This is a genomic window from Streptomyces sp. NPDC007872, from assembly GCF_042868165.1.
In the GTDB taxonomy this organism is placed as follows: Bacteria; Actinomycetota; Actinomycetes; order Streptomycetales; family Streptomycetaceae; genus Streptomyces.
This window is the reverse complement of record NZ_JBIAEA010000003.1, coordinates 636,837-661,548: the sequence shown is the minus strand read 5'-3', so window position 1 is coordinate 661,548 and position 24,712 is coordinate 636,837. Positions and strand designations below refer to the sequence as shown.

The following is a 24,712-nucleotide window of genomic DNA, read 5'->3' as shown; positions in this document are numbered from 1 at the left end:
TCGTTCCCCGAAGTCGGCGACCGCGTCCAGACCGGCCGGACGCCGGGCACGGTCAGGGACGGGTCGGCTCCCGCTCGGGCAGTCGCGCGCGGAGCGTGGCGGCGAAGTCCTCGGCGCGGGCGAGCCGGACCCGCAGCCTCTCCACCTGCTCCGCCGCGGCCCGCTCGTACGCGCGTACACGCCCCAGGAGCACCTCGTACTCGTCCGGGCCGAACTCGTCGCCGCTGTCGAGCCGGTCGGTGGTGTCCAGCAGCTCGCGCATCTGGTCCAGGGCGAAGCCGAGGGGCTTCATGCGGCGGATGACCAGGAGGCGGGCGACGTCGGTCTCGGTGTAGAGGCGGAAGCCGCCCCGGGAGCGGGCCGAGGGGGTGACGAGACCGGTCTCCTCGTAATGGCGGATGGTGCGCAGGGACAGCTCGGTGCGCGCGGCGACCTCGCCGATCTGCATGTGCTTGCCGTCCACGTCCCTGCTCCAGCCCCTCGCGTCATGAGCGTCGCCCCGCCGGGCCCGCGATGCCTACTCTAACGTCAGGGTAGAGTTGCCCGTGGCGGGAGCGGTGCATCGCTGCCCCTCGCCGTGGTGCCGGGGCCGTCGCCGCCACCCGGCGAAGATCCGATTCTTGTCCTTGCGGGAGAGACGCGTGCGCGAGCCCATGACGCCCGGCGCCGCCTGTCCGCCGTGACGCTTCGTCCCCGGACGTGAGCCCCGGCGCCTTCGTGTCCGCCCGCTCCGTTCCGTCAGGTCCTCCGGCTCGTGCCGACGGGGCCGTCCGCGAGGTGCCGACCCGGCCCCTCCGCGTCTTCCCGCACGTCCCCGCCGCCCGTGAGACGGGGCGTGCCCGAGTACGACAGGTTCCCTTCCCCTTGTCCTCCGCCACCACCGCAGTGTCCCCGGCCGCGCGCACGCGCGGCTTGAAGCCCGACTGGATCTCCGACCCGAAGGTCTGGCGCACCGAGGTGCTGGCCGGCCTGGTCGTCGCGCTCGCGCTGATCCCCGAGGCCATCTCGTTCTCGATCATCGCCGGCGTCGACCCGGCGCTCGGTCTGTTCGCCTCCTTCACCATGGCCGTGACGATCTCGATCGTCGGCGGCCGACGGGCGATGATCTCCGCCGCGACCGGAGCGGTCGCGCTGGTGATCGCTCCGCTGAACCGGGAGCACGGTCTGGGCCACCTGATCGCCGCCGTCATTCTCGCCGGCGTCTTCCAGATCGTCCTGGGCGCGCTCGGGGTGGCGAAGCTGATGCGGTTCGTCCCCCGCTCGGTGATGGTCGGCTTCGTCAACTCGCTGGCGATCCTGATCTTCATGGCACAGCTCCCCGAGATGCGGGACGTGCCCTGGGCCGTCTACCCGTTGATCGTCGCCGGACTGGCGCTGCTGGTGTTCTTCCCGAAGGTCACCAAGGTGGTCCCCGCCCCACTGGTCTCCATCGTCGTCCTGACCGTCGTCACGGTCGCCGCCGGGATCGCGGTACCGACCGTGGGTGACAAGGGGGACCTGCCGTCCTCCCTGCCCGTGCCGGGCCTGCCGGACGTGCCGTTCACCCTCGACACCCTGGCGACGATCGCGCCGTACGCGCTCGCGATGGCGCTGGTCGGCCTGATGGAGTCGCTCATGACCGCGAAGCTGGTCGACGAGATCACCGACACCCACTCCTCCAAGACGCGCGAGTCCGTCGGCCAGGGCATCGCCAACATCGTCACCGGCTTCTTCGGCGGCATGGGCGGCTGCGCCATGATCGGCCAGACGATGATCAACGTGAAGGTCTCCGGCGCCCGCACCCGCCTGTCGACCTTCCTGGCCGGCGCGTTCCTCATGGTGCTGTGCGTCGCCTTCGGACCGGTCGTCTCCGACATCCCGATGGCCGCCCTCGTCGCCGTCATGGTCATGGTCTCCTTCGCGACGTTCGACTGGCACTCGATCGCCCCCAAGACCCTCAAGCGCATGCCCGCCGGTGAGATCGCCGTCATGGCCGTCACCGTCGCGGCCGTCGTGACGACCCACAACCTCGCCGTCGGCGTCGTCGTCGGCTCGATCACCGCCATGGTCGTCTTCGCCAAGCGCGTCGCCCATCTCGCCGACGTCACCAGGAGCACCGATCCGGACGGCACCGGAGTCCTCTACACCGTGACGGGGGAGCTCTTCTTCGCCTCCTCCAACGACCTCGTCGGCCGGTTCGACTACGCCGGCGACCCGGAGAAGGTCGTCGTCGACCTGTCCGCCGCCCACATCTGGGACGCCTCCTCCGTCGCCGCCCTCGACGCGATCGAGACCAAGTACGCCCGGCGCGGCAAGACCGTCGAGATCACCGGACTCAACACCCCCAGCGCCGACCTCCACGGCAGGCTCACCGGCGAACTCGCCGCCGGTCACTGAGCACCGGACCGGTCCGGTCGTCACCGGCCGCGTGCCGCGACGTCACCGCTCCGGGCCCGGCGGCGACGCCGACCAGCACCGTGACGACGTACAGAAGGAACGACAGGACACGGGGTGGTGGAGCGGCGAGGAGGGCCGCCCCCATGACGGAACCCTTACGGCACGGCGCGGAAGCTCCCGCCGCACGGCGATCGCCCCCTAACGTCGTCGCATGCGCGTACTCGTCACCGGAGGAGCCGGGTTCATCGGCTCGCACATCGTCACCGCACTGCTCTCGGCGGGCCACGAGCCCGTCGTCCTGGACGCGCTGCTGCCCGGCGCGCACCCCGCCGCCCCGGACCCCTCGCCCGTGGAGTTCCTGCACGCCGACGTGAGGGACCCGCGGGCGGTGCGGTCCGCCCTTGACGGGGTGCGGGCGGTCTGCCACCAGGCCGCCATGGTCGGCCTGGGCAAGGACTTCGCCGACGCGCCGGACTACGTCGGCTGCAACGACCTGGGGACCGCGGTCCTGCTCGCGGCGATGGCGGAGAGCGGCGTGCGCCACCTCGTCCTCGCCGGTTCCATGGTCGTGTACGGGGAGGGGCGGTACGACTGCCCCCACCACGGTCCCGTACGGCCGGGGCCCCGGCGCGCCGAGGACCTGGCGGCGGGACGCTTCGAGCCCCGGTGCCCCGCGTGCGGTGCCGAACTCGCCCCGGGACTCGTCCGGGAGGACGCGCCGGCCGACCCCCGGAACGTGTACGCGGCGACGAAGCTGGCCCAGGAGCACCTGGCGGCGTCCTGGGCCCGCTCGGTGGACGGGACGGCGGTCTCGTTGCGCTACCACAACGTGTACGGGCCGGGCATGCCCCGGGACACCCCCTACGCGGGAGTGGCGTCCCTGTTCCGCTCGGCCCTCGCGCGCGGCGAGGCACCCCGTGTCTTCGAGGACGGCGGACAGCGCCGGGACTTCGTCCACGTGCGGGACGTCGCGGCCGCCGACGTACTGGCGCTGGAAGCCGCCGACGACCTGCCGACGGGGGCGCTCACCCCGTACAACGCCGGCAGCGGGGAGCCGCACACGGTGGGGGAGATGGCCGCCGCCCTGGCCCGCGCCCACGGCGGCCCGGAACCGGTGGTGACGGGGGAGTTCCGGCTCGGGGACGTCCGGCACGTCACGGCCGACTCGGCCCGGCTGCGGCACGACCTCGGCTGGCGGCCGGAGGTCGGCTTCGCCGAGGGGATGACGGAGTTCGCCCGCGCCGGACAGCGGGCCTCCGCCGCCGTGGGCTGAACGGGGCGCTCAGCCCGCGGCGGCCGGGAGGGTGACCTCGAAACGGCACCCTCCGGGGACGTTGCGCACCTCCGCGCTGCCCGCGTGGGCCTCGACGATGCCCCGCACGATCGCCAGCCCCAGGCCCGCGCCGGCGGGCGGGGTGCGCGCCTCGGTACCCCGCCAGCCGGTGTCGAAGACCCGGGGCAGGTCCTCGTCCCGGATGCCCCCGCAGCCGTCGGTGACGGACAGGACGACGGTGTCCGCGCGCCGCTCGGCGGCCACCGCCACCGTGCCGTCGGGCGGGGTGTGGCGGATGGCGTTGACGAGGAGGTTGGCCAGGACACGGGTCATCTCCTTGCCGTCCACCTCGACGGGCACCGCCTGGACCGCCTCTCCCGACAGGCGCACGCCGTGCTCGCGGGCGAGCGGGTCGGCGCCGCCGAGCGCGTCGCCGACCAGGTCGTGGACGGACAGGCGGCTCGGGGCGAGGGCGAGCGCGCCCGCGTGGATGCGGGAGAGCTCGAAGAGGTCGGCGACCATGGCGGTGAGGCGTTCGACCTCGGTGCGGATCTGCCGGTGGTAGCGGGCGGGATCGGCCGCCACGCCGTCCTCCAGCGCCTCGGCCATGGCCCGCAGGCCGGCGAGCGGGGTGCGCAGATCGTGGGAGATCCAGGCGACCAGCTCCCGCCGGGACGCCTCCAGGGCGCGCTCGCGCCGACGGGACTCGTCCAGCTTGGCGCTCGTCGCGGCCAGTTCGACGGTGAGGGCGGCGAGTTCGGCGGTGGCGGCACCGCCGGGGGCGGAGAAGCTCCCTCCGTCGCCGAAGTCCCGCGCCGCCTTCGTCAGGGCGTGGCTGCGGGCCACCACCCACCGCCCGAGGAGGAGCGCGACGGCCAGTGAGACGAGGGCGGCCATGGCGGCGACGACGGTCACGACCCACAGGTCGTGGGCGGACAGGAACATCGCTCGGGCGACGGCCAGCGTGCCGGCGAGCATCGCCGTCACCGTGACGGCGGCGACCACGGTCAGGGAGACCGCGACCGAGCGGTGGCGCACGAGCCGGAGGAGCGCCGCGCCCGCGAGCCCGGCGCAGCCGGCCCCCGCGAACGCGAAGAGGGCGATGAGCAGGACGTCCTTCACGCCGCCTCCCCCTCCTGCTCCGGTTCGAAGCTGTAACCGACGCCCCACACGGTCCGGACGAACCGGGGCCGGGCAGGATCGTCCTCGATCTTGGCGCGGAGACGGCGCACGTGGACCGTGACGGTGGACAGGTCGCCGAAGTCCCAGCCCCACACCTCCCGCATCAGCTCCTCCCTGCTGTGCACCGCGCGCGGGCGGCCCAGGAAGTACGCGAGCAGGTCGAACTCCCTCAGGGTGAGGGAGAGCTCCCGCCCCGCCCGGGTGGCGCGGCGGGTCGCGGGATCCACGGTGATGTCCCCGGCGCGGAGCACGGGGCCCGTCTCCGCCGGGGAGGCGGCCCTACGCGTCCGCCGCAGCACGGACTCGACCCGCAGCACCAGTTCGCGCGGGCTGAACGGCTTGGTGACGTAGTCGTCCGCGCCCACCTCCAGGCCGGTGATCCGGTCGTCCTCGTCGCCGCGGGCCGTCAGCATGATCACCGGCACGGGCCGGTGGGCCCGCAGCCGCCGGCACACCTCCAGGCCGTCCAGGCCGGGCAGCATCAGGTCGAGCACGACCAGGTCGGGCCACCGCCGCTCCGCCCGCAGCAGCGCGTCGGGGCCGTCGGCGGCGTGCTCGACGGAGCACCCCGCCCGCTCCAGGTAACTGCCGACCACCTCGGCCACGGTGGGGTCGTCGTCCACCACCAGGATCCGGGCGGGTGCGGTCGGGGCGTCGTGCTCGCTCATGGCGCCCACCCTCGCACCCGCGCACCGCCGACGGCCACGCCCACCCGGGGGTACACGGACCGACGTCCGCGTTTCGTAAGGAGTGAAAGGGCCTGGAGGCCGTCCGCGGTTCCTACGGTGAGACCTGTGACACCCATGACCGCAGATGTCGTCCTGCCCTGCCTCGACGAAGCCGAGGCCCTCCCCTGGGTCCTGTCCCGGATTCCCGCCGGGTGGCGGGCCGTCGTCGTCGACAACGGCTCCACCGACGGCTCGGCCGCGCTGGCCGCCGACCTCGGGGCCACCGTCGTGCACGAGTCCCAGCGCGGGTTCGGCGCCGCCTGCCAGGCCGGGCTGCTCGCCGCCGAAGCCGAGTTCGTGTGCTTCTGCGACTGCGACGCCTCCCTCGATCCCGCCCTGCTGCCCGGCCTCGTCCGCTCCGTGGCCGACGGCTCCGCCGACCTGCTCCTCGGCCGCCGCCGCCCCACCGCGCGCGGCGCCTGGCCCGCCCACGCCAGGGCGGGGAACACCGCCCTGTCCTGGTTGCTGAAACGCCGCACCGGACTGCGGCTGCGCGACCTCGGACCGATGCGCACGGCCCGTCGCGAAGCCCTCCTGGAGCTGGACCTCTCGGACCGGCGCAGCGGCTACCCGCTGGAGATGGTGGTGCGGGCCGCCGACGCGGGCTGGCGCGTGCGCGAGGTGGACGTGCCCTACCTGCCCCGGGCGGGCCGCTCGAAGGTCACCGGCACCTGGAAGGGCACCTGGCAGGCCGTGAACGACATGAGGCGCGTGCTCGACGCGCCCGTCGCCGTCGGAGGTGTCCGCCCGTGACCACCCTCCTGGTCATCGCGAAGCAGCCGCTGCCCGGCCGAGTGAAGACGCGGCTCACGCCTCCGTTCACTCCGGAGCAGGCGGCCTCCCTCGCCGAGGCGGCCCTCGCGGACACGCTCGCCACCGCGGCGCGCGTCCCGGCGGACCGGCACGTCCTCGTGCTCGACGGCGCGCCGGGACCGTGGCTGCCGCCCGGCTTCCACGTCGTCCCCCAGACGGCGGGCGGACTCGACGTCCGGCTCGCCGCCGCGTTCGCCGCCTGCGACGGTCCGGCGCTCCTCATCGGCATGGACACCCCGCAGCTCACCCCGGAGCTCCTCGCCCCCGCCCTGTGCCGGGACGCCCACGACGCCTGGTTCGGCCCCGCCGCCGACGGGGGCTTCTGGGCCCTCGGCCTCGCCGCTCCCGATCCCGCCCTCCTGCTCGGCGTCCCGATGTCCCGCCCCGACACCGGAGCCGTGCAGTACGCACGGCTGCGGGCGGCCGGACTGAGCGTCGGCCTCCTGCCCGTCCTGCGCGACGTGGACACCGCGCGGGACGCCCGGCACGTCGCGGCCGGGGCGCCGGGCACCCGCTTCGCGGCCCGGCACGCCCGCCTGACCGCTTCGACGGCGGGGGCGGTCTCGTGACCACGACGGCCTGGCGCTCCGATCCGTACACCGACGCCCTGCGCACCGGACGGGGACCGCTGTTCCTGCGGCGGGACGACGGCTGGCTGCTGCCCCTGGAGGTCGAGCGCTGGTGCGAGGCGCCGGACGCCGCGGACCGGTCCGTCCTGGAACGCTGTGGCCACCGGGTCCTCGACATCGGCTGCGGTCCCGGGCGGCTCGTCGCCGCCCTCGCCGCCGACGGACGCCGGGCCCTGGGCATCGACGTCAGCCCGGAGGCGGTGTCCCGTACGGAGAAGGTCGGCGGCACGGCCCTGTGCAGGTCGGTCTTCGAACCGCTGCCCGAGGAGGGCCGCTGGGACACGGCCCTGCTCATCGACGGGAACATCGGGATCGGAGGCGATCCGGTCCGTCTGCTGCGGCGGCTGCGCCGGATCGTCTCCCGCACCGGCCGTGTCCTCGCCGAGTGCGCGCCGGTCGACGTCGACGAGCGCTGCGAGGTGCGGGTCGACGACGGCCGCGGCGGCCGGGGAGAGCCGTTCCCCTGGGCCCGGGTGGGCGTTCGGGCCCTCTCCGCCCGGGCGGAGAGGGCCGGTTGGGTCGTGACCGAGAGCTGGACGGCCGCGGGGCGCGCCTTCCTGTCCCTCGTTCCTCAGCCGTCCGTACCGGTCCGCCGCTGAGACCGCTGCCGCCACAGGCGCACGAGGCGCAGCAGTACCGCTCCCACGGCCACGGCCGCCAGCACGATCACAAGGTTGCGCCCGTAGGGGAGCGGCAGCGCCGACGGGTTGGGCGGCGGACCGGGCCGCAGGAGGAGCGGCAGCGTCACCAGGACCACGCTGCCGGCGATCACCAGCGCCCCGCGCCACAACCCCCGTTCGGACCGTCCGGCGATCAGCAGGCCGACGGCCAGGACCAGTGGGGCGAGGAGACCGTCGTGGACGACGAGGGCTCCGGCCAGCCACACCAGTACGTCGCCGGAAGCCGGTTCGGCGGCCACCAGCCGGGCCCCCAGGACGATCAGGCCGACGCCGAGACCGCCGACCGCGTAACGCAGCACCCGATACGGGTTCACAGCACCTCCAGGCGGTGCACCCACTTGGTCTGCAGGACCCCGGGCCGGTTGGGCGCGATGATCCGGGCGGGGAAGCCGTGGTCGAGGGAGAGGCGCTGCCCGTTGAGCGCGAGGGCGAGGAGGGTGAGCGGATCGTCCGCGTACTCCGCGCCCATCTCCATCACCCGGTAGGCGCCCCGCGCCTCCAGGGAGGTCACCCGCAGGGCGTTCCGGCCCGGCCGCCCGCCGGCCCTCTCCAGCAGGTCCCGCACCCGTACCCCCTCCCACTCCGCGTCGACGCTCCAGCCCTCGACGCAGGCGATCGGCAGCCGGGCCCGCGCGGAAGGCATCGCCCGCAGCTCGTCGAGGCCGAGGGCGTACGGCAGGGGGCCGACCACTTCCAGACGCCACCGTCCCAGGCCGTCGGCCGCGACGCCCGCCGCTGCGGCGGTCCGGTTGACCGGCAGCCCCTGGGGCCCGTGGTCGGGACTGCGGGGCGCGAGCAGGTCGAACGCCTTCAGGGGAGTGACGGACTGGCCGACCGTCGTCAGCGTCACCACACCGACCGCCCCGCCCACGGCGAGGAGCAGCGAACGCCGGTCGGTGACGTCCCCGGCCGGCAACGCCCGCGTCCCCTCGGAGCGTCTGCCCCAATGGGCCCCGATCCCGGGCGCCTTGACGGCGACGTGCAGCAGGATCGAGCCGGTCACGACCCAGGCGACGGCGAAGTGCACCGGCACGAAGGAGAACGACCACGGGTACCACTCGACGATGTTGAGCAGCCCCGTCACCACCTGGAAGACGGCGGTCGCCACCAGGACGGCGATCGACAGGCGCTCCAGAGCATGCCGTACGGACCGGACCGGCGGCCACGTGAACAGACGCGGGTACACCGCCCAGAGCTTCACCGGGAGCAGCACGAGCGCGGCGATGCCACTGGCCACGTGCAGACCCTGGGTGAGCCGGTAGCCCCACACCGGCCGGGCGGGAAGGCGGTCGGCGAGCCATCCCGGCGGATGCTGGAGGTAGTGGCTGACGAGACCGGTCAGCAGGCAGACGCCGAAGGCGGCGCCGAGCCACCGGCCGACGGCCGTCGCCGTCCTGGCGTCGTGCAGCCGGCCGTTGAAGGACGGCGGCCGCAGCGCGGACGGCGCCCGGCTCGGAGGTCTGGGCACGCGGAAGGTCATGCGGTCCATGACACATCCACGAGGAGCCGTACGGACGATTCGACACCTTACGGAACTCGAACGTCCCGCCGGGTCGACTCCCCACCGGCCCCGCGCGCTGTCAGGCTGCGTGGGTGATCCGCCACCGTCCCGCCGCCGTCGCCGCCCTGCTGCTCGCGGCCCTGACCGCCCTCCTCGTCGTCCTCCTGCACGGGAACGCGCGCGGCGCCGGTCTCCTCGCCGGTTACGCGGGGGCGTGGGCGCTGTTCGCGGCGGCGGTCGCCGTCCTGCGCCGGGTCCCCGGCCGCTCGGTCGTCCCCCTCCTCGTCGCCGGGGCGATCGCGGTCACCGCCACCGGCCTGACGGCGGCACCGGCCACGAGCACCGACTCCTACCGGTACGCGTGGGACGGGCGGGTACAGGCGTCCGGAGTCTCCCCGTACGACCACGCGCCGGACGACCCGGCACTCGCCGGGCTGCGCGACGGGTGGCTCTTCCCCGACGCCGCGACCTGCGCGCGGAACGAGACCGACCTCGCCCCGCTCGGCGACGGCCGGTGCACCCGCATCAACCGGCCCGCGGTCCACACCGTCTACCCCCCGACCGCCGAGGTCTGGTTCCTGCTGGTCCACGCCCTGTCACCGGACGGCGTCCGCCACAAGGCCCTCCAGACCGCCGCCGCCCTGCTCGCGCTGGCCGTCACGGGCCTGCTGGTCGTGATGACCCGCCGCCGGGGCGATCCCCGCGGGGCCGCCCTGTGGGCCTGGTGCCCGGCCGTCCCCGTCGAAGCCGTCAACAACGCCCACGTGGACGTCCTCGCGGTCCTCCTCTCCGTCGCCGCCCTGGCCGTCGTGGCGCGCCGCCGCGTCACCGGGGGAGTGCTGCTCGGCCTGGCGGTCGCCACGAAGATGCTGCCGGCCCTGCTGGTGCCGGGAGCGCTGTCGGGCGCAAGACGGCCGCGCACGATCCTGGCCGCCCTGGTGCCGGTGACCGTCACCGTCGGGGCGCTGTACCTGCCGTACGTCCTGCTCTCCCGGGGATCCGTCCTCGGGTACCTGGGCGGCTACGCCCGGGAGGAGGGGTACGACGACGCGGGCGCGGGCGGCCGGTACGCCCTGCTCCGGCTCGTCCTGCCCGACGCGTGGGCGGTGCCCGCCGTAGCCCTGGTCATGACGGTCGTGGCGCTCGCGGTCTGGTGGCGCGGAGACCCCGAACGCCCCTGGCGCGGCGCCCTGGTGACCACCGGCACCGCCTTCCTCCTGCTGACCCCCGGCTACTCCTGGTACGCCCTCCTCCTGGTCGCGCTCGTCGCCCTCGACGGCCGCTGGGAGTGGCTGGGCGTGGCCCTCGCCGGTGCCACCGCCTACCTCGCGGTTCCTCTGGCGGGGTACGGGGCGGCCACCACGGCCTACGGCATCGCGACGGCCGCGGTCTGCGCGGGCCGGTGGGCACGACGACGCCCGGACCGCCCGGGACTTGATCCGGCACGACCACGACCTCGGCCGCGTGACGAACCGGCCGCCCCCATCACGGAGACACGACACCATGCATGAACGACCCGGCGGGAACCCGACGGCCGACATCGCGATCATCGGCGGAAGCGGCTTCTACGAACTGCTGGACCCGGCGCACCGCGTCGAGGTGGACACCCCGTACGGCCGGCCCTCCGACGCCGTGACCATCGGCACCGTGGACGAGCGCGGGGTGGCCTTCCTCCCGCGGCACGGAGCCACGCACGCCCTCCCCGCCCACCGCATCAACCACCGTGCCAACCTGTGGGCCCTCCGCTCATTGGGCGTCCGGCAGGTCCTCGCGCCCTGCGCCGTCGGATCCCTGCGCGACGACCTCGGCCCCGGCGCCCTGGTCGTCCCCGACCAGTTGGTCGACCGCACGACGGGGCGCGCGCAGACGTACTACGACCACGGCGCGGTGCACGTCTCCTTCGCGGACCCGTACTGCGAGCGCGGACGGACCGCCGTCCTCAAGGCGGGGAGCGAGAGCGGGGAGGAGGTCCACGACGGCGGGACGATGGTCGTCGTGGAGGGTCCCCGCTTCTCGACCCGGGCGGAGTCGCGGTGGTTCGCCTCCGCGGGGTGGTCGCTGGTCAACATGACGGGGCACCCCGAGGCGGTGCTCGCACGGGAACTCGCGCTCTGCTACACCTCCGTCGCCCTGGTGACCGACTACGACGCCGGGGTGGAGCACGGGGAAGGCGTCTCGCAGCACGAGGTGTTCGAGGCGTTCTCGGCGAACGTCCGGCGACTGAAGGACCTCGTCCTCCGTACCGTCCGCGGCATGGAGAACGAGAGGGGATGCGCCTGCGCGACCGCACTCGACGGAATGGACCTTCCGTTCGAGCTGCCGTGAGGAGACCGTGTCCGAGAACGACGATCAGACGGTGAAGTCGAGAACGAGAAGAGGAGCGCCGGTGGAGAAGAGCCGGAAGGGGAAGCGGTGGGCGGGTCTCGCGACCGCCGTCGCGGTGCTCGCGGTGGCAGGGCTGGTGTGGTTCGAGCCGTGGGCCCTGTGGGTGGACGAGACGGTCCACGAGACGTTGCCCGCCGCGAGCGTCCCGGCCACGAGCGACCCGGCCACGACGCCGACGGCGAATCCCGGCCCTTCCGCCTCGGCCGCCGCACCGGTCACGGTCGCGCAGGGCACCTTCATCAGTCACGAGCACACGACCACCGGCACGGCGAAGATCGTCCGCCTCGCCGACGGCACCCACACCTTGCGCCTGGAGGGACTCGACACCAGCAACGGCCCCGACCTGCGCGTCCTGATGAGTGACGCTCCGGTCAAGGAGGGCACGGCCGGCTGGAGGGTCTTCGACGAGGGACGGTACGTCGACCTGGCCGGGCTCAAGGGCAACAAGGGCGATCAGAACTACCCCCTGCCCGCGGACGTCGACTGGACGGAGTACCCCGGCGTCAGCGTCTGGTGCGACCGGTTCGACGTCTCCTTCGGCGCCGCCGCGCTCGTTCGGGCCTGACGGGCCGTCACGCTCCGGCCGGCGTCCCGCAACCCGCTTCCCGCAGTCGATCGCGGACCTCTCACCGGCCGCGCGGGGCGTACCGGCCCCGGACACGTTCCGGGGCCGGGCGTCCGAAAGGGTGATCCGGCGCCCGGCTCCGGCTCGGGCTTCTGCACCTGTGGGCACCGGAGCCCGGTGTCCTCACGCGCGGTGCGCCCGATCGTCTCCCGACCGCCGGACGCCGGGGCTGCCGACAGCCCGGCGACCTCCGACGGCCGGGGACCGATCCGTCGTTCGCCGGTTCAGGCCGCGGTGGTGAGCTTCACCGGTTCGATGCCGGTCGCACTGTGCCGTTCGGCCCAGCTCTCCAGCGCTGTGCGGCAGGCGTGGTCGAGGTGGTGCAGTCCTGACAGGTCGAGTTCGACCGGACGGTCCTGCGGGAGGGACTCCAGCGTGTCGAGGATCTTCGGCAGGCGGAGGAACGTGGCATTGCCCGCCAGGTGCGCCCGGATGGGGCCCATGCCCTTGTCGACGACTTCCAGTCCGACGTGCGAGGCCTCCCAGGCGGTCTTCGCGACCGCCAGGGCCAGACCGATCAGGACGCCCTCGAACATGTTCACCACGACGATGGCGACGGCCGTGACCACCAGGATCGCCGCCTCGCCCCTGTGCTCCCGCCACAACGCGGCGACCTGGCGGAACGGGATCAGTTTCCAGCCCGCGTGCACGAGGATGCCGGCGAGCGCGGGCAGGGGGATCAGTGCCAGGGCGAACGGGAGCGCGGCGGCGAACAGCAGCAGCCACACGCCGTGCAGGACACGCGACGCCTTGGTCTTCGCACCGGCGTTGACGTTGGCCGAGCTGCGGACGATGACCGCGGTCATGGGCAGGGCGCCGAGCAGGCCGCAGACCGTGTTGCCCGTGCCCTGGGCGACCATCTCCTTGTCGTACTCGGTGCGCGGACCGTCGTGCAGCCGGTCCACGGCCGCCGCGCTGAACAGGCTCTCCGCCGAGGCGATCAGCGCGAACGCGATGATCGTGCCCCAGATGGCGGGACTGGCCAGTTCGCCGAAGGCCTCGGCGCCGGGCGGCTGGACGACACCGAGCAGGCCCTCCACCTCGACGGTGGCGACCGGCAGTCCGAGGCCGAGAGCGGCGGCCGTCGCCAGCACCACCGCGGCGAGGGCCCCGGGAACGGACTGCACCCGCTCCGGCAGTCTCCTCCACAGCACGATGACGGCGATGGTGCCCGCGCCGATCGCGAGGGAAGCCAGGGCCTCGGTGCTCCCGAACGCGTCGGCGAACGCGCGGGGCAGGCCCGTGATCTTTCCCACGCCGGTCTCCGGAGCCTTCAGACCCGCCGCGGCGTAGATCTGCCCGGCGATGATCACCAGGCCGATGCCGCAGAGCATGCCCTCGACGACGGAGACGGATATCGCCCTGAACCAGCGGCCGATCCGGAAGAACCCCATGGCGAGCTGGAGCAGGCCGGCGATCAGCACGATCACGCCGAGCGTGCCCACCCCGAACTCGCTGACCGCCTCGAAGACGATCACGGTCAGGCCGGCGGCCGGTCCTGACACCTGGAGACTGCTGCCGCGCATGAGGCCGGTGACGAGGCCGCCGACGATGCCGGTGACGAGCCCCAGTTCGGCCGGGACGCCGGAGGCGACCGCCACCCCCACGCACAGGGGCACCGCGACGAGGAAGACGACGACGGAGGCGAGGAAGTCCTGACGTAAGTGAGGGAACTTCGACAGCACGGTGATCACCTGTCCCTCAGAGGGTCTCGAACGTGTCGGTGTCCGCGTGGTGTTCGCGTACGAGTCCGGTGTGGACCTCGTAGTACCAGCCGTGCAGGCGGAGTTCACCGGCCCGCAGGCGCTGCTCGACGCAGGGGTAGGAACGCAGCCGCAGGAGCTGCGTCAGGACGTGGTTCTGCACGGCCTCGGCGACCGTCGGGTCGGCGGGGTCGGAGCACTCGGGTTCTTTCGCGGCGTGCGCGAGCCAGTCCCGTACGGCGGGAACCGAGTTCAGGTCGTCACCGCGCACCACGGCACCGACCGCGCCGCAGTGGGAGTGGCCGCACACCACGATGTCCTTGACGCCGAGGACTTCCACGGCGTACTCGATCGTCGCCGCCTCACCGGTGGGGGTGGCGGAGGCGTACGGGGGAACGATGTTGCCGGCGGTGCGCAGCTCGAACAGCTCGCCGGGCCGGGCGCCCGTGATCAGGGCCGGTACGACCCGGGAGTCGGAGCAGGTGACGAACAGGACCTCGGGGGACTGGCCCGCGGCGAGGCCCGCGAACTCCTCGGGGCGCCGGCCGAAAGTACGCGCGTTGTCGATGAGGGGCTGCATGGTGTGGTGATTCCTCCTGGCGCGCCGCGACGGCGCGTCGGGTGTGCGTGACAGAGATGTGGGGGGCGTCCCACTGGGTCGGCAGCGGAACATCTGGAGCGCGGCCCGGGGAGGGGTGGTCCCGGCCCGGTTGCCGTTGGCGGGATGGCCGGAGGCGTGAGCGTGCGTGAGGGAAGCCGTGGCTCGCGGCACGCTCTTCCCTTCCGACAGGTTCACGTCCGTGGGCCAAACCAAGAGATCTTCAACTTTTGGTCAAGAACACCATAGGTAAGTAAAGTCGCGCGGGGGGTCAACTACGCGCGTCATCCGGGAAAGAGCCCGGAAAGTGGGGGCTGTTTGGCCGGATCCGCGTCCGCGGGCCGGAGTTGCCCCGTCGACCGCCCCGTCTCGTCGGCCACGCCCTCACCGGCCGCTTCGCCGGTGCCACCACCGCCGCACGTGTGAGAGTCGTCCACGCGTGCGCGACCCCTGTCGCGTTCGCGGGCCGCGCTCGGCTCGATGTCGCGCGAGGCGTGCGGTTCAGGTCATTCGACAAGCCGACCCTTGACGTTTCATTGACCATCTCTTTACGTTCGATGGCGATGGACGGCCGTCCCGAAACCGTCTCCTGACGGACATTCAGCCCCTTCCTTCATTTCCAGGAGGTCTCACCATGGATCAGCTCATCAAGCGCATGGCGGAGGAGTCCGTGTGGCGCAAGTGGGTCGCCGCCAACTCCGCCCGAGCCGCCAAGGACGGGTGTATCAGCACCACCACCAAGAGCGGCTGCATCAGCGCCGCCCCCAAGAGCGGTTGCATCTCCTGACCCACCGATGACCCACGCTGTCGGCGCGGCCGTCGCCGCGTCGACAGCTCTCGCCCGCTCCGCCCGCCGACGATCCGCCCCGGAGAGCCCCCGTGAAGCGCCTGCCGAGCGCCGATGTCCTGGACAAGGTGCGCGACATCCCGATCTACCGCGCCTCCGTCGAGCGCGGCCACTTCCCGATCCTGGAGAAGCCGGAGATAGCCCGCGGTTTCCCCGACAACTGGATGACTCCCGAGCTGGCCCGCGCGCTGGAGGCGGGAGAGGCCGAGTTCGTGCTCTCCACCGGCACCAACCACGCCCGCATGCAGCTCATCCGGCCGCCCTACTTCCTGCTCCGCTCGTACTACCGCTTGTGGAGCGAGCACCCGGATCTCGGTGCCTCGTGGCACGAAGGCGCCCGACGGGTCTCGCTGACCACCGTCCTCGCCACCGAGCACGTGGCCCGGGTGAACGCCCGCAAGCCCGGCACCACCCCCGGTGAACGCTGGCTCGACGACCGCACCTTGTACCTGAACCGCCGCCTCGACCCGTCCGACTGGGACCGCGACGAGGTCGAGCGCATGCTCGCCGAGATCCGTGGGGCGGCCACCGCCCACCCCGACGGCGCCTATCTGCTGGACTGTTCCGGCTACCACCTGGCGCACCTGGTCCGCAAAGTCTCCGCGTGGGGCCTGTGGAGCGACTTTCCCCGTCCCGCGGGCATCGTCCACGCCTACGAGTACACGCCGTCGAACGTCCGCGCCCACCTGCGCGCCCATTTCGACTGCCCGGTGGTCGACCTCTTCGGCAGCACCGAACTCGGCTACCTCTTCTACAGCGACGCGGAAGGCCGCTACCGGCCCTATCTACGGGACATGAGCGTGGAGCTGATCCCCGTGGAACCGGGCAGCGGCATCCACAGCCTCATCGTCACCAGCGTCCGGAACCCCTACATGCCACTGGTCCGCTACCGGTCCGGCGACTGCGTCCGCACACGCGACGGGAGTGCCGATCCGGAGAGGATCGTCTCCTTCTGCGGGCGGGAGAAGGAGCTGCTGCACACGCCCGGGGGGCCCGTCTCCCAGGCCGACCTGGACGCCCGCATCGCCGAGGTCTGCGCCCGTGTCTTCCTGCACCGGCTGCACCTGATCGGCGAAGACCGGTGCCGCCTGGCGTACACGACCTTCGACGAAGCGCCGCTCACAGCCGGCGAGACGGCCGAACTGGCCGCCTCCGTCGGCGCCCTGACCGGGCGGGCCTGTCAGGTGGAGCACCGCACCGCCCTCCCCGTCGGCCGCTCCGGCAAGTACGCCTGGCTGGCCGCGCACGACCCTTCCTGACCAAGCCCACCGCCCGTCGTCCCCCGTGCGCGCGAGGCCGCTCGTACGGGCCGTCCCCGCGCACGCGGCGGCCCGGCGCGCCCGACGGCGACCCCCGAAGGAGCCCCATGTCCACGCCCGCCGCCCATGCCCCCTCGGACCACGCCGCCGACGGGGCGCCCACCGCCGAAGAACTGCTCGGCCCGACCCTGCACGAGGAGGTGGTGCGTCACTTCACGGCCGAGCCGGAGGCCCCGTCCGCGACGGTCGTGCGACACCGGGTCCGCGAGTGCCTGCGCTACCTCTACCTCGTCTCCCGCCACCCCGACCGGCTCGGCGGCCTCTTCCTCCCCGTCGAGCAGGACGTCGACGAGATATGGCACTACCTCATCCTGCAGACGCGCGAGTACCGCGACCTGTGCGAACGGCGCCTGCCTGGCGGCCACTTCATCCACCACCGGAGCATCTCCTACGACGCCTACCAGGAAGCACCCGGACGGGAGACCGCCGCCGAGGAGGCCCTGCGCTGGATCCCCCTCTACACGGCCGAGTTCGGCCCCTTCGACGCCGACGCCCTGCCGCACTGGACGATCGTGCGGTTCCTCCACGACGAACTGCACATGTCACTGGCGGAGATGGCAGGCCTGGCCGACGGGGCGGAGACGCCCGACGGGCCGGCGGTCCCCGTACGGGACCACACGTGACCCGAACGGCCTCCCTGGCCACGGCGGCGGGTTTCTCCCGGGAACAGCGCCGCGCCCTGACGGTGCTCGGCATCGCGCAGACGCTCGGCGGCGCGGGCATGGCGGCCGGCATCACGGTCGGCGCGCTGCTCGCCCGGGACCTGCTCGGCTCGACCGGCCTGGCCGGACTCCCGGCCGCGCTGTACACCGTCGGCGCGGCCTTCGGGGCAGCGCTCCTCGGGCGCGTCAGCCAGCGCTTCGGGCGCCGTCCCGGGCTGGCGCTCGGCAACGGGATCGCCGCACTGGGCAGCGCGGGCGTGGTCGCCGGAGCCGCGGCGCGCTGGCCGGTCCTGCTCCTGGCCGCCCTCTTCGTGTACGGGGCGGGTACGGTCACCGGACTTCTGGCGCGCTACACGGGCGCCGACCTCGCCCCGCCCGAACGACGCGGCCGGGCCGCCGGAACCGTCCTGTTCGCCATGACCCTGGGAGCGGTCGTGGGTCCGAATCTGATCGGTCCCACCGGAGACCTCGCCGACACCTGGGGCCTGCCGCGGCTGACGGGGCCCTTCCTGCTGGCGGCGGTCGCGTACGTGGCCGCCGCGCTCGTACTGGTGGTCTGGCTGCGCCCGGACCCGCTGCCCCCGGCCCCGCCCCGGGAACCAGGACCCACTCGTGCCGGCGCCCACCGTACGGGGCGTCCCGCCCCCGGCGTCATCACCGGCGCCACCGTGATGATCACCGCGCAGCTCGTGATGATCGCCGTGATGACCATGACGCCCGTCCACATGGCGGACCACGGCCACACGACGCGGGCAGTGGGTCTGGTCATCGCCCTGCACGTGGGCGCGATGTTCCTGCCGTCACCCCTGAGCGGCCTGCTCGCGGACCGGATCGGCGGGCGGCGGGTCGCCACCGCGGCCGGAGCCGTCCTGCTGGGCTCGGGTCTGCTCGCGGGCCTCTCCCCACCGGCCTCCACCCCGCTTCTGGCCTGCGCGCTGGTCCTGCTCGGAGTCGGCTGGAACCTGGCCCTGCTCGGCGGCACCGCCCTGCTCACGGACGCCGCGCCCCCCGAGAACCGGGCCGCGGTGCAGGGCCTCGCGGACGTGGGGACGTCCGTGGCGGGCGCGACCGGCGGCATGGCCTCGGGACTGGTGATGGGCGGCGTCGGATACCCGCTCCTGGCGACGGCGGCCGGAGCCCTCGCCCTCGCGGTCATCCCGGCCGTGGCGATGAGCGGCAGCCGCCCCACCTGACGGGCGGCCGGGCGGCCACGTACGCGGGAGGACGACCCGGCATCCACCACGACACCCCCCGCTCCCCACCGTCCTCCGTCCGTGATCCGGCAGAACAGGAGCCCGCAGATGAGCCGTCCGACGAGTTCTCCGACAAGCGCCCCGACGAGATCCGTCGGCCACCCGCCCGCCGACGACCAGGTCGACGCCGTGGTCGTGGGGGCCGGGCTCTCCGGCCTCTACCAGCTCCACCGGCTGCGGGAACTCGGCCTGACGACGGTGGCCTTCGAGGCCGGCGACGACATCGGCGGAACGTGGTACTGGAACCGCTACCCCGGGGCCCGCTGCGACATCGAGAGCATGTCGTACTCCTACTCCTTCTCCCCGGAACTCGACCAGGAGTGGGAGTGGAGCGAGCGGTACGCCGCCCAGCCGGAGATCCTGCGGTACGTCCACCACGTCGCCGACCGGTTCGACCTGCGCGAGGACGTCGTCCTGCGCACGCGCGTCACACGAGCCGTGTACGACGGGCACGATCACCGCTGGCGGCTGTGCACGGACACCGGACGGGTCGTCACCGCCCGCTTCGTGATCCTGACGACCGGCTGCATGTCGGTTCCCAAGGACCCCGCCCTACCCGGTGCCGACAGCTTCACCGGCGCCGTCCACCACACCGCGCGGTGGCCGCACGAGGACGTCTCCTTCGCCGGGAAGCGGGTCGCCGTGATCGGCACCGGATGCTCGGGCGTCCAGGCCGTTCCCGTCATCGCCGCCGAGGCCGCCTCCCTGACCGTCTTCCAGCGGACCCCGGCCTACGTCCTGCCGGCCCGCAACCGTCCGCTGCGGGCCACGGAACGCTCGGCGCTCAAAGCCCGTTACCCCGAGTTCCGGCAGGCCCAACGGCGCTCACGGGGCGGGACCGTCTTCACGCCCCCGACCCGCTCGGCGCTGGAGGTCGGCGAGACGGAGCGTACCGCCGCCTACGAGGCGGCCTGGGACGAGGGCTTCCTCAACGGACTGCTGCGCACCTACACCGACGTCCTCACCGACGAGAAGGCCAACGAGACCGTCGCGGAGTTCGTGCGTTCCAAGATCCGGTCCCTCGTGACCGACCCCGCGACGGCGGAACTGCTCTCCCCGCGTACGTTCCCGTTCGCGACCAAGCGCCCCTGCCTGGGGACCGGTTACTACGAGGCGTACAACCTGCCGCACGTGTCGCTCGTGGACCTGCGCGCGACCCCGATCGAGCGCATCACCCCCCGGGGCATCCGGACCTCCGACGGGGAGCACGACCTCGACGCGATCGTCCTCGCCACCGGCTTCGACGCCCTCACCGGCTCCCAGCTCGCCATCGACATCGTGGGCAAGGGAGGCGTGACGCTCCGGGAGCGGTGGGCCGAAGGCCCCCGAAACCACCTCGGGCTCGTCTCGGCCGGCTTTCCCAACCTCTTCACCGTCCTCGGACCGCTCAGCCCCTCCGTGCTCACCAACATCACGGTCTCCCTCGAACAGCAGGTCGAGTGGATCGCCGGCTGCATCGACCACCTGCTCGGGAACGACCTCACCGAGATCGACGTCACCCCGTCCGCCGAGGCCGACTGGGGGACACGCGTGGCGGAGATCGCCGCCCGTACGCTCTACCCGGCGGTGGACTCCTGGTACACCGGAGCGAACGTCCCGGGCAAACCACGCGTGTTCCTCGCCTACACGGGCGGGCTCGACCGGTACCGGGAGGAGTGCGACGCGGTGGCGCGCGACGGTTACACCGGCTTCGTCCTTTCTTCCCTCGCGCAGGGACGGGCCCATGAGGTCCATGGAGCGGACGATCGCCCGGTCGGGGAACCCTGCGCGAGGTGAACGACGAAGCTCCTGGTGGACGGGGTCACGACCAAGACCATCCGTGCCGACCAGGAGCCTCGTCCGCTGAACCGGCGGGGTCCGCCCCGTCCGTGACGGAGGCGGGCCGGTCGGGACGGCCGGGTCAGACCGCCGCGGGGGCGAAGGGGTGCAGTTGGTCGCCGCCCGGCTGGACGACGCCGTAGCTGCCCTCCGGCACCTCGTTCCAGGCGCCGGGCAGGTCGCCGAGGGGCTCGGAGACGACGAGGCGGGTCTCCTCCGAGGCCTCCCGCAGGAACGCCATGTCGGGATGCAGCCGGCGCAGCGCGTCCACCCGGCTGCTGTAGAACAGGGACCGGGAGGCCCGCTCGCTGGAGTAGCGGAAGGCCCAGAGGCGTTCGCCGTCGGTGATGGCGAGCGTCATCTGGAGGGGGAACTCCACGCCGTGCTCGCGGCCGACGCGCTCCACCACCCCCGCCATCCGGGCGACGGCGGCGGGCGGGTCCCGGTCGAGGCCGAAGGTGAGGGCCAGGTGGAACATCACCTCGGAGTCCGTTGTCCCCTCGATGCCCGCGTACAGCTCCGGGTCGACGAGCAGGGTGAGTGCGCGGCGCACGAGGTGGAACTCCGCGATGGCGCCGTTGTGCATGAACATCCAGCGGCCGTGCCGGAAGGGGTGGCAGTTCGACTGCTGCACCGCCGTCCCGGTCGACGCCCGGATGTGGGCGAAGAACAGCGGCGAGCGGACGTGGTCCGCCAGCTCCCGCAGGTTGCGGTTGCTCCAGGCGGGGCCGATCTCCCGGAAGAGCGCCGGGGAGTCGACGCCGTCCGTGTACCAGCCGACGCCGAACCCGTCGCCGTTGGTGGTCTCCACGCCGAGCTTGGAGTGCAGGCTCTGGTCGATCAGGGAGTGCGCGGGCTTGTACAGGATGGTGTCGAGCAGTACGGGCGTGCCCGAGTACGCGAGCCATCGACACATGCGTCATCACCTGGGTCCCTGCCGTGCTCCGGGAGCGGCGCCGGGAAGATCCCGGCCGGCCCTCCCATTCTCGGCCCCCTCACCCGGGAGTGCCACGCGTGCCCGCCCCCGAGGGCCCGTCCGGTCCCGCCCCGGCGCCGTCCGCCCAGACCAGCGGGTACGCCTCGCCGCCGGTCCGCTCGACCCACCGGAGGCGGTCGAGCACGACGGCGCGCCGTTCCTCCGGGGCCCGCTCCGCCAGCGCGCGCAGGAGGTCGCGCGTCCTGCGCAGCGCCATCGGGGAGCCGGTGGCGGCGAAGAGCACGTCGTCGACGGCGGTCCGGACGTAGCGGTCCCAGTCCGGGACCGGAACGCTCACCCGCAGCCGTCCGGCGGAGTCGTGGAACCTGCCGACGGACAGGTCCCGGCCCGCGAGGCGGACCAGCAGGTCCTCCAGGCGGTCCAGGGCCTCCACCGCCGTGGCCGGATCGTTCACCGCCGGTGACAGCGCGCGCAGGGCGATGTCGGCGAGGAGCCGGAACGGCAGCTCGGGGTCCTGGTCGAAGGTGCGCTCCACCCCCGTCGACAGGGCTCCGAGGAGAACCCCCGCCCTCGTGTCGCCCCCGGTCACCCGGGCGACCACCGTGCCCTCCAGCAAGGTGGCACCGGGGGCGACGCGGAGGGCGACCGAGAGGTCGTGCTCCCGGGCGGTGCCCAGGAGGGCGGACACGTCGACGCGCTGCAGCACGGCCGGCGGCCCCGCCCAGCGCACCTCGGCGCCCGCGTCGGCACCGGCTTCCGGGGGCGGCGGTCCGGCGTCCGCTCCGGCCGGTGCGTACGGGCGGACGTACAGGACGTCGTGCAGGCGGTGGGCGCGGGCGGCGATCGCGGTGAGCGAGGGGCCGAGCTGGATCGAGTCGAACGCCCTCATCTGCAGGGTGCGCATCAGGGCGAGCGCGACCAGGGTGAGGAGTACGGCCGCGCACGGGACGAGGACGGAGACGCTCTTCCGGGAGCCGATGGCGAGGCCCGAGGTGATGCAGAAGACGAAGAGGCCGATGGTGAAGGCGAACGTCCGCCACACGACCGGTTCGTGGCGGAACAGGCCGAGGCGCGGGGTGAACGTGCTCGCGGAGAACTGCACGACCAGGAAGAGCACCGAGTAGATGATGCTCACCAGGCTGATGACACCGAAGCCCAGGGTGAACAGCATGCCGACCATCCGGCCCGCGTCCACCTGGGGGCCCGCCGTAATCAGGGGCGCCAGCAGTCCGAGGCCCAGGCCGGCGACCGCGCACAGCAACTGGGACAGGTCCCTGCGCACGACGTGCGAAGGGTGCCGGAACGGCGTGGCGCGCCGGCGCCGTTCCCGCGCGCCGTGGCGGGCGGAGCCGTCGGCATGGCCCGGCATCCGGCCTCCTCCGGGTCTACTGGGGATCCCGCACGGTTCGTGTCCCCGGGCGGGGCGTGCGGTTCAGGACGCGAGGATGCGGCCCTTCTGCGCTTCGAACTCCTCCGCGGTGAGGACCCCTTGGTCCCTGAGCCGGCCGAGCTGTTCGAGCTGGGAGATCTTGGCCTCCATCGGCACCGCGGCCGGAGGCTGCGCCGCCCGGTAGGGCTGCGTCGTCTCGTGCGGCTGTGCCGTCTCGTACGCCTGCGGGGGCGGCGCGTACCGCTGCTCGTCCTGTTGTGCCCAGCGGCCGGCCTGGCGGCGGGAGACGCGGTTGGACACGGCGGTGGCCGTACCGGAGATGACCGCGGTGCGGGCGACGCCGCGCAGAAGTCCGGGCATGGCGGAAGTCCTTGTCGTCGGGCGGGGAGGACCCTCGGATGGGGAGGACCCTCAGGAGAGGGGACCCGCTTCGGCCTCGGCGGCGTCCAGGGACGCCAGGAGGTCCTCGGCGGGGATCCTGCCGCCGGCGACCATGCGGGCACCGCCGCGGCGCAGCGCCGCGGCCAGTGGCGCGGCCCAGAGGTTCTCGTACACGATGACGCCCGCCGAGCTGCCCGGTTCGAGGACGGTCGCGGCCTCCCGCAGGTCGTCCTCGTCCAGCAGCCCGGAGGACGCGCCGTCGAAGACGGCGAGGTCGAGCGCTCCGTCGCCGTCGAGGTCGGCGATCTCCAGCGCGGTGACGGAACCGTCCGTGTCCTTGCGTACGAAGGACAGGTCGAGGACGCGGATGACGTGCCGGTCGACCAGGTCGAGCAGAGGGGACAGGCCCTCCCCGGTCATCCGGTTGCCGGGGAACTCCAGGACCAGGTAGTCGACGGGTCCCATCTCGGACGCGTCGGCGGAGATGGCGGCGGACGTGTCATCGGCGTTCATGGCGACTCCTCGTCAGGTGACTGCCCACCCCGGACGTGCGACGGCCCCCGCCCCTCCGGCCGGGCGGCGCGTCGCCTCCCATTGCATCACCGCAGGATCGTGCGCGCACCCGCGTGCCGGGTCAGGGCGCCGCGGCGGAACGCTTCGCGGAGGTGGCCCTGCGGGTGCCGGTGCTCGTGCCGGTGCCGGTGCGCTTGGGCTTGGCGGGGGCGCTCTTGCGCTGCCCCGCCTTCCTCGGCTTCCTCTCGCTCTCCTCCTTCTCCTCCGCTCCCGCCGGGGGTTTCGGCGGTGCCGGTCGGAGGCGTGCGGTCGACCACTCCAGTTCGATCTCCAGCTCGATCCTGCCGTCCCCGATCTCGACCTCGATCTCGCTGTGGAGCTCGTCGGGGACGCGCAGGCTCAGCGTGCCGTGGCCGACGTTCCACTCGACCTCCCCGCCGTCCCGCAGGGCCGTCGCGAGTCGCATGAGCTGTTCCGCGGCTTCGGCGCGCGACACGGAGCGCTTCTGCTCGAAGGTGAGGTCTTTCATGGTCTGTCTCCGGTTCGGGTGCTGGAAGGGGCCGGCGCCGGAGGGCGGGGGACCGGACACGGTCGTCCGAGGGCCCGCCGTCGCTCCGGAACCGGCCGCGTCTCGTTCCCAGCGTGCGCCGTGGCGGTGCCGGCCGCACCCCGGAGGACCGTCGCTTCGGCATGACGGAGTCCAGGGCGAGCCCCGGGGCGGTGGTCCAGTGGGTGACGAGCCGGCCGTCGTCCGCGTACAGCGTGGGGACGGGCAGCGGGGCGTCGACTTCCCCTTGTCCCCCGTGGTCGGCCGCACACGGCCGTTCTCGAACCCCGCTCGCGAGCGGGGTGTGCGCGAGGCCCCCTTGCCGTGCCCGCCCCGACGGGTCCGTCACCGAGCGGGTACAGGAGCGGGTACAGGGGGGAGGCGATTCCGCGGGGAGGGCACGGGAGGGGACGACCGGGAAGGGGGGGCGGGGGGGGCGCGGGGCCCCCCCCCCCCCCGGGCCCCCCCGGGGGGGGGGGGGGGGGCCCGGGCCCCCCGCCCGCCCGGGTCGGCGGGGGCGCGGGCCGGGGCCCCGGGCCGGGGCCGGCCCGG

The 24,712-nt window shown here is 73.5% G+C and carries 25 protein-coding genes; 13 read left to right on the top strand and 12 right to left on the bottom strand.

The features are described 5' to 3' along the window. Positions 1-52 precede the first annotated feature (52 nt). Positions 53-463, bottom strand: a complete 411-nt coding sequence (locus ACFYNX_RS13440) for a MerR family transcriptional regulator (RefSeq protein ID WP_388661104.1) — start codon at positions 461-463, stop codon at positions 53-55. A gap of 422 nt (positions 464-885) precedes the next feature. Here ACFYNX_RS13440 and ACFYNX_RS13435 point away from each other — a divergent pair, with 422 nt between their 5' ends. Together ACFYNX_RS13435 and ACFYNX_RS13430 are read left to right on the top strand one after the other, a co-directional pair. Continuing rightward, positions 886-2,376, top strand: coding sequence for a SulP family inorganic anion transporter (locus ACFYNX_RS13435; RefSeq protein ID WP_388661552.1), 1,491 nt, complete (start codon positions 886-888; stop codon positions 2,374-2,376). A 211-nt stretch (positions 2,377-2,587) separates the two neighbouring features. Next, a complete protein-coding gene (locus ACFYNX_RS13430; RefSeq protein WP_388661101.1) occupies positions 2,588-3,649 on the top strand; it encodes an NAD-dependent epimerase/dehydratase family protein in 1,062 nt (353 codons plus the stop codon). A 9-nt stretch (positions 3,650-3,658) separates the two neighbouring features. Here ACFYNX_RS13430 and ACFYNX_RS13425 read toward each other — a convergent pair whose 3' ends face one another. After that, positions 3,659-4,771, bottom strand: coding sequence for a sensor histidine kinase (locus tag ACFYNX_RS13425; RefSeq protein ID WP_388661098.1), 1,113 nt, complete (start codon positions 4,769-4,771; stop codon positions 3,659-3,661). Continuing rightward, positions 4,768-5,499 carry a response regulator transcription factor gene (locus ACFYNX_RS13420; RefSeq protein WP_388661095.1) on the bottom strand — a complete coding sequence of 244 codons (732 nt, stop codon included), beginning with the start codon at positions 5,497-5,499 and terminating at the stop codon, positions 4,768-4,770. Before ACFYNX_RS13420 ends, ACFYNX_RS13425 begins: the two co-directional genes overlap by 4 nt. A 135-nt stretch (positions 5,500-5,634) precedes the next feature. On the opposite strand from ACFYNX_RS13420, the gene ACFYNX_RS13415 reads away from it, so the two are divergent. Genes ACFYNX_RS13415 through ACFYNX_RS13405 form a run of 3 tightly spaced genes read left to right on the top strand, consistent with a single transcriptional unit; the run spans position 5,635 to position 7,600 of the window. Continuing rightward, positions 5,635-6,312, top strand: coding sequence for a glycosyltransferase family 2 protein (locus tag ACFYNX_RS13415; RefSeq protein ID WP_388661092.1), 678 nt, complete (start codon positions 5,635-5,637; stop codon positions 6,310-6,312). After that, positions 6,309-6,941 carry a DUF2064 domain-containing protein gene (locus ACFYNX_RS13410; protein ID WP_388661089.1) on the top strand — a complete coding sequence of 211 codons (633 nt, stop codon included), beginning with the start codon at positions 6,309-6,311 and terminating at the stop codon, positions 6,939-6,941. The genes ACFYNX_RS13415 and ACFYNX_RS13410 overlap by 4 nt, the downstream gene beginning before the upstream one ends. Continuing rightward, the gene (locus ACFYNX_RS13405) at positions 6,938-7,600 is read left to right on the top strand and encodes a class I SAM-dependent methyltransferase (RefSeq protein WP_388661086.1); all 663 of its coding nucleotides are present in this window, start codon (positions 6,938-6,940) and stop codon (positions 7,598-7,600) included. The genes ACFYNX_RS13410 and ACFYNX_RS13405 overlap by 4 nt, the downstream gene beginning before the upstream one ends. Here the strand turns inward: ACFYNX_RS13405 and ACFYNX_RS13400 are convergent. After that, the gene (locus tag ACFYNX_RS13400) at positions 7,573-7,995 is read right to left on the bottom strand and encodes a hypothetical protein (protein WP_388661084.1); all 423 of its coding nucleotides are present in this window, start codon (positions 7,993-7,995) and stop codon (positions 7,573-7,575) included. The genes ACFYNX_RS13405 and ACFYNX_RS13400 overlap by 28 nt on opposite strands. After that, positions 7,992-9,161 carry a molybdopterin-dependent oxidoreductase gene (locus ACFYNX_RS13395; RefSeq protein WP_388661550.1) on the bottom strand — a complete coding sequence of 390 codons (1,170 nt, stop codon included), beginning with the start codon at positions 9,159-9,161 and terminating at the stop codon, positions 7,992-7,994. The genes ACFYNX_RS13400 and ACFYNX_RS13395 overlap by 4 nt, the downstream gene beginning before the upstream one ends. A gap of 113 nt (positions 9,162-9,274) precedes the next feature. Between ACFYNX_RS13395 and ACFYNX_RS13390 the strand changes: the two genes are divergently transcribed. The 3 genes from ACFYNX_RS13390 to ACFYNX_RS13380 all read left to right on the top strand — a co-directional run bounded on the left by ACFYNX_RS13390 (position 9,275) and on the right by ACFYNX_RS13380 (position 12,132). Further along, positions 9,275-10,693: a glycosyltransferase 87 family protein gene (locus tag ACFYNX_RS13390; protein ID WP_388661082.1), complete on the top strand. Its 1,419-nt coding sequence runs from the start codon at positions 9,275-9,277 to the stop codon at positions 10,691-10,693. Continuing rightward, positions 10,686-11,507 (top strand): S-methyl-5'-thioadenosine phosphorylase, encoded by an 822-nt coding sequence (locus tag ACFYNX_RS13385; RefSeq protein WP_388661080.1) that lies wholly within the window; start codon positions 10,686-10,688, stop codon positions 11,505-11,507. The genes ACFYNX_RS13390 and ACFYNX_RS13385 overlap by 8 nt, the downstream gene beginning before the upstream one ends. Positions 11,508-11,568: 61 nt before the next feature. Next, positions 11,569-12,132 carry a DM13 domain-containing protein gene (locus ACFYNX_RS13380; protein ID WP_388661077.1) on the top strand — a complete coding sequence of 188 codons (564 nt, stop codon included), beginning with the start codon at positions 11,569-11,571 and terminating at the stop codon, positions 12,130-12,132. Positions 12,133-12,416: 284 nt separating this feature from the next. On the opposite strand, the gene ACFYNX_RS13375 is transcribed toward ACFYNX_RS13380, so the two are convergent. Both ACFYNX_RS13375 and ACFYNX_RS13370 read right to left on the bottom strand, forming a co-directional pair. Continuing rightward, positions 12,417-13,874, bottom strand: coding sequence for a SulP family inorganic anion transporter (locus tag ACFYNX_RS13375; RefSeq protein ID WP_388661548.1), 1,458 nt, complete (start codon positions 13,872-13,874; stop codon positions 12,417-12,419). 19 nt (positions 13,875-13,893) lie between these two features. Further along, positions 13,894-14,475 (bottom strand): carbonic anhydrase, encoded by a 582-nt coding sequence (locus ACFYNX_RS13370; RefSeq protein WP_388661074.1) that lies wholly within the window; start codon positions 14,473-14,475, stop codon positions 13,894-13,896. Between the two features lie 652 nt (positions 14,476-15,127). Between ACFYNX_RS13370 and ACFYNX_RS13365 the strand changes: the two genes are divergently transcribed. The 5 genes from ACFYNX_RS13365 (at position 15,128) to ACFYNX_RS13345 (ending at position 20,350) form a co-directional block, all read left to right on the top strand. Further along, entirely contained in the window at positions 15,128-15,280 is a 153-nt protein-coding gene (locus ACFYNX_RS13365) for a hypothetical protein (RefSeq protein ID WP_365543847.1), read from the top strand. A gap of 92 nt (positions 15,281-15,372) precedes the next feature. Then, positions 15,373-16,599, top strand: coding sequence for a hypothetical protein (locus tag ACFYNX_RS13360; protein ID WP_388661071.1), 1,227 nt, complete (start codon positions 15,373-15,375; stop codon positions 16,597-16,599). A gap of 107 nt (positions 16,600-16,706) precedes the next feature. Further along, complete coding sequence (locus ACFYNX_RS13355) at positions 16,707-17,282, top strand: hypothetical protein (RefSeq protein WP_388661068.1); 576 nt, start codon at positions 16,707-16,709, stop codon at positions 17,280-17,282. Continuing rightward, positions 17,279-18,514, top strand: coding sequence for an MFS transporter (locus ACFYNX_RS13350; RefSeq protein WP_388661065.1), 1,236 nt, complete (start codon positions 17,279-17,281; stop codon positions 18,512-18,514). The genes ACFYNX_RS13355 and ACFYNX_RS13350 overlap by 4 nt, the downstream gene beginning before the upstream one ends. A 108-nt stretch (positions 18,515-18,622) precedes the next feature. Continuing rightward, the gene (locus ACFYNX_RS13345) at positions 18,623-20,350 is read left to right on the top strand and encodes a flavin-containing monooxygenase (protein WP_388661062.1); all 1,728 of its coding nucleotides are present in this window, start codon (positions 18,623-18,625) and stop codon (positions 20,348-20,350) included. A 124-nt stretch (positions 20,351-20,474) separates the two neighbouring features. Here ACFYNX_RS13345 and ACFYNX_RS13340 read toward each other — a convergent pair whose 3' ends face one another. The 5 genes from ACFYNX_RS13340 to ACFYNX_RS13320 all read right to left on the bottom strand — a co-directional run bounded on the left by ACFYNX_RS13340 (position 20,475) and on the right by ACFYNX_RS13320 (position 24,142). Next, on the bottom strand, positions 20,475-21,308 hold the full coding sequence (locus tag ACFYNX_RS13340) for a class II glutamine amidotransferase (protein ID WP_365543834.1): 834 nt from the start codon (positions 21,306-21,308) through the stop codon (positions 20,475-20,477). Positions 21,309-21,387: 79 nt separating this feature from the next. Next, a complete protein-coding gene (locus ACFYNX_RS13335) occupies positions 21,388-22,698 on the bottom strand; it encodes a DUF2254 family protein (protein WP_388661059.1) in 1,311 nt (436 codons plus the stop codon). A 63-nt stretch (positions 22,699-22,761) separates the two neighbouring features. After that, a complete protein-coding gene (locus ACFYNX_RS13330; protein WP_388661056.1) occupies positions 22,762-23,079 on the bottom strand; it encodes an SHOCT domain-containing protein in 318 nt (105 codons plus the stop codon). Positions 23,080-23,130: 51 nt separating this feature from the next. Continuing rightward, entirely contained in the window at positions 23,131-23,613 is a 483-nt protein-coding gene (locus ACFYNX_RS13325; RefSeq protein ID WP_388661053.1) for a DUF6325 family protein, read from the bottom strand. A gap of 121 nt (positions 23,614-23,734) precedes the next feature. Next, positions 23,735-24,142 carry an amphi-Trp domain-containing protein gene (locus tag ACFYNX_RS13320; RefSeq protein ID WP_388661050.1) on the bottom strand — a complete coding sequence of 136 codons (408 nt, stop codon included), beginning with the start codon at positions 24,140-24,142 and terminating at the stop codon, positions 23,735-23,737. Between the last annotated feature and the right edge of the window lie 570 nt (positions 24,143-24,712).

Bases quoted from the DNA above. Each gene is read 5' to 3' on its own strand.
- ACFYNX_RS13430 (WP_388661101.1), top strand. From the start codon at position 2,588: ATGCGCGTACTCGTCACCGGAGGAGCCGGGTTCATCGGCTCGCACATC.
- ACFYNX_RS13420 (WP_388661095.1), bottom strand. From the start codon at position 5,499: ATGAGCGAGCACGACGCCCCGACCGCACCCGCCCGGATCCTGGTGGTG.
- ACFYNX_RS13415 (WP_388661092.1), top strand. From the start codon at position 5,635: ATGACCGCAGATGTCGTCCTGCCCTGCCTCGACGAAGCCGAGGCCCTC.
- ACFYNX_RS13395 (WP_388661550.1), bottom strand. From the start codon at position 9,161: ATGACCTTCCGCGTGCCCAGACCTCCGAGCCGGGCGCCGTCCGCGCTG.
- ACFYNX_RS13385 (WP_388661080.1), top strand. From the start codon at position 10,686: ATGCATGAACGACCCGGCGGGAACCCGACGGCCGACATCGCGATCATC.
- ACFYNX_RS13370 (WP_388661074.1), bottom strand. From the start codon at position 14,475: ATGCAGCCCCTCATCGACAACGCGCGTACTTTCGGCCGGCGCCCCGAG.
- ACFYNX_RS13365 (WP_365543847.1), top strand. From the start codon at position 15,128: ATGGATCAGCTCATCAAGCGCATGGCGGAGGAGTCCGTGTGGCGCAAG.
- ACFYNX_RS13355 (WP_388661068.1), top strand. From the start codon at position 16,707: ATGTCCACGCCCGCCGCCCATGCCCCCTCGGACCACGCCGCCGACGGG.
- ACFYNX_RS13345 (WP_388661062.1), top strand. From the start codon at position 18,623: ATGAGCCGTCCGACGAGTTCTCCGACAAGCGCCCCGACGAGATCCGTC.
- ACFYNX_RS13340 (WP_365543834.1), bottom strand. From the start codon at position 21,308: ATGTGTCGATGGCTCGCGTACTCGGGCACGCCCGTACTGCTCGACACC.
- ACFYNX_RS13335 (WP_388661059.1), bottom strand. From the start codon at position 22,698: ATGCCGGGCCATGCCGACGGCTCCGCCCGCCACGGCGCGCGGGAACGG.
- ACFYNX_RS13330 (WP_388661056.1), bottom strand. From the start codon at position 23,079: ATGCCCGGACTTCTGCGCGGCGTCGCCCGCACCGCGGTCATCTCCGGT.
- ACFYNX_RS13325 (WP_388661053.1), bottom strand. From the start codon at position 23,613: ATGAACGCCGATGACACGTCCGCCGCCATCTCCGCCGACGCGTCCGAG.
- ACFYNX_RS13320 (WP_388661050.1), bottom strand. From the start codon at position 24,142: ATGAAAGACCTCACCTTCGAGCAGAAGCGCTCCGTGTCGCGCGCCGAA.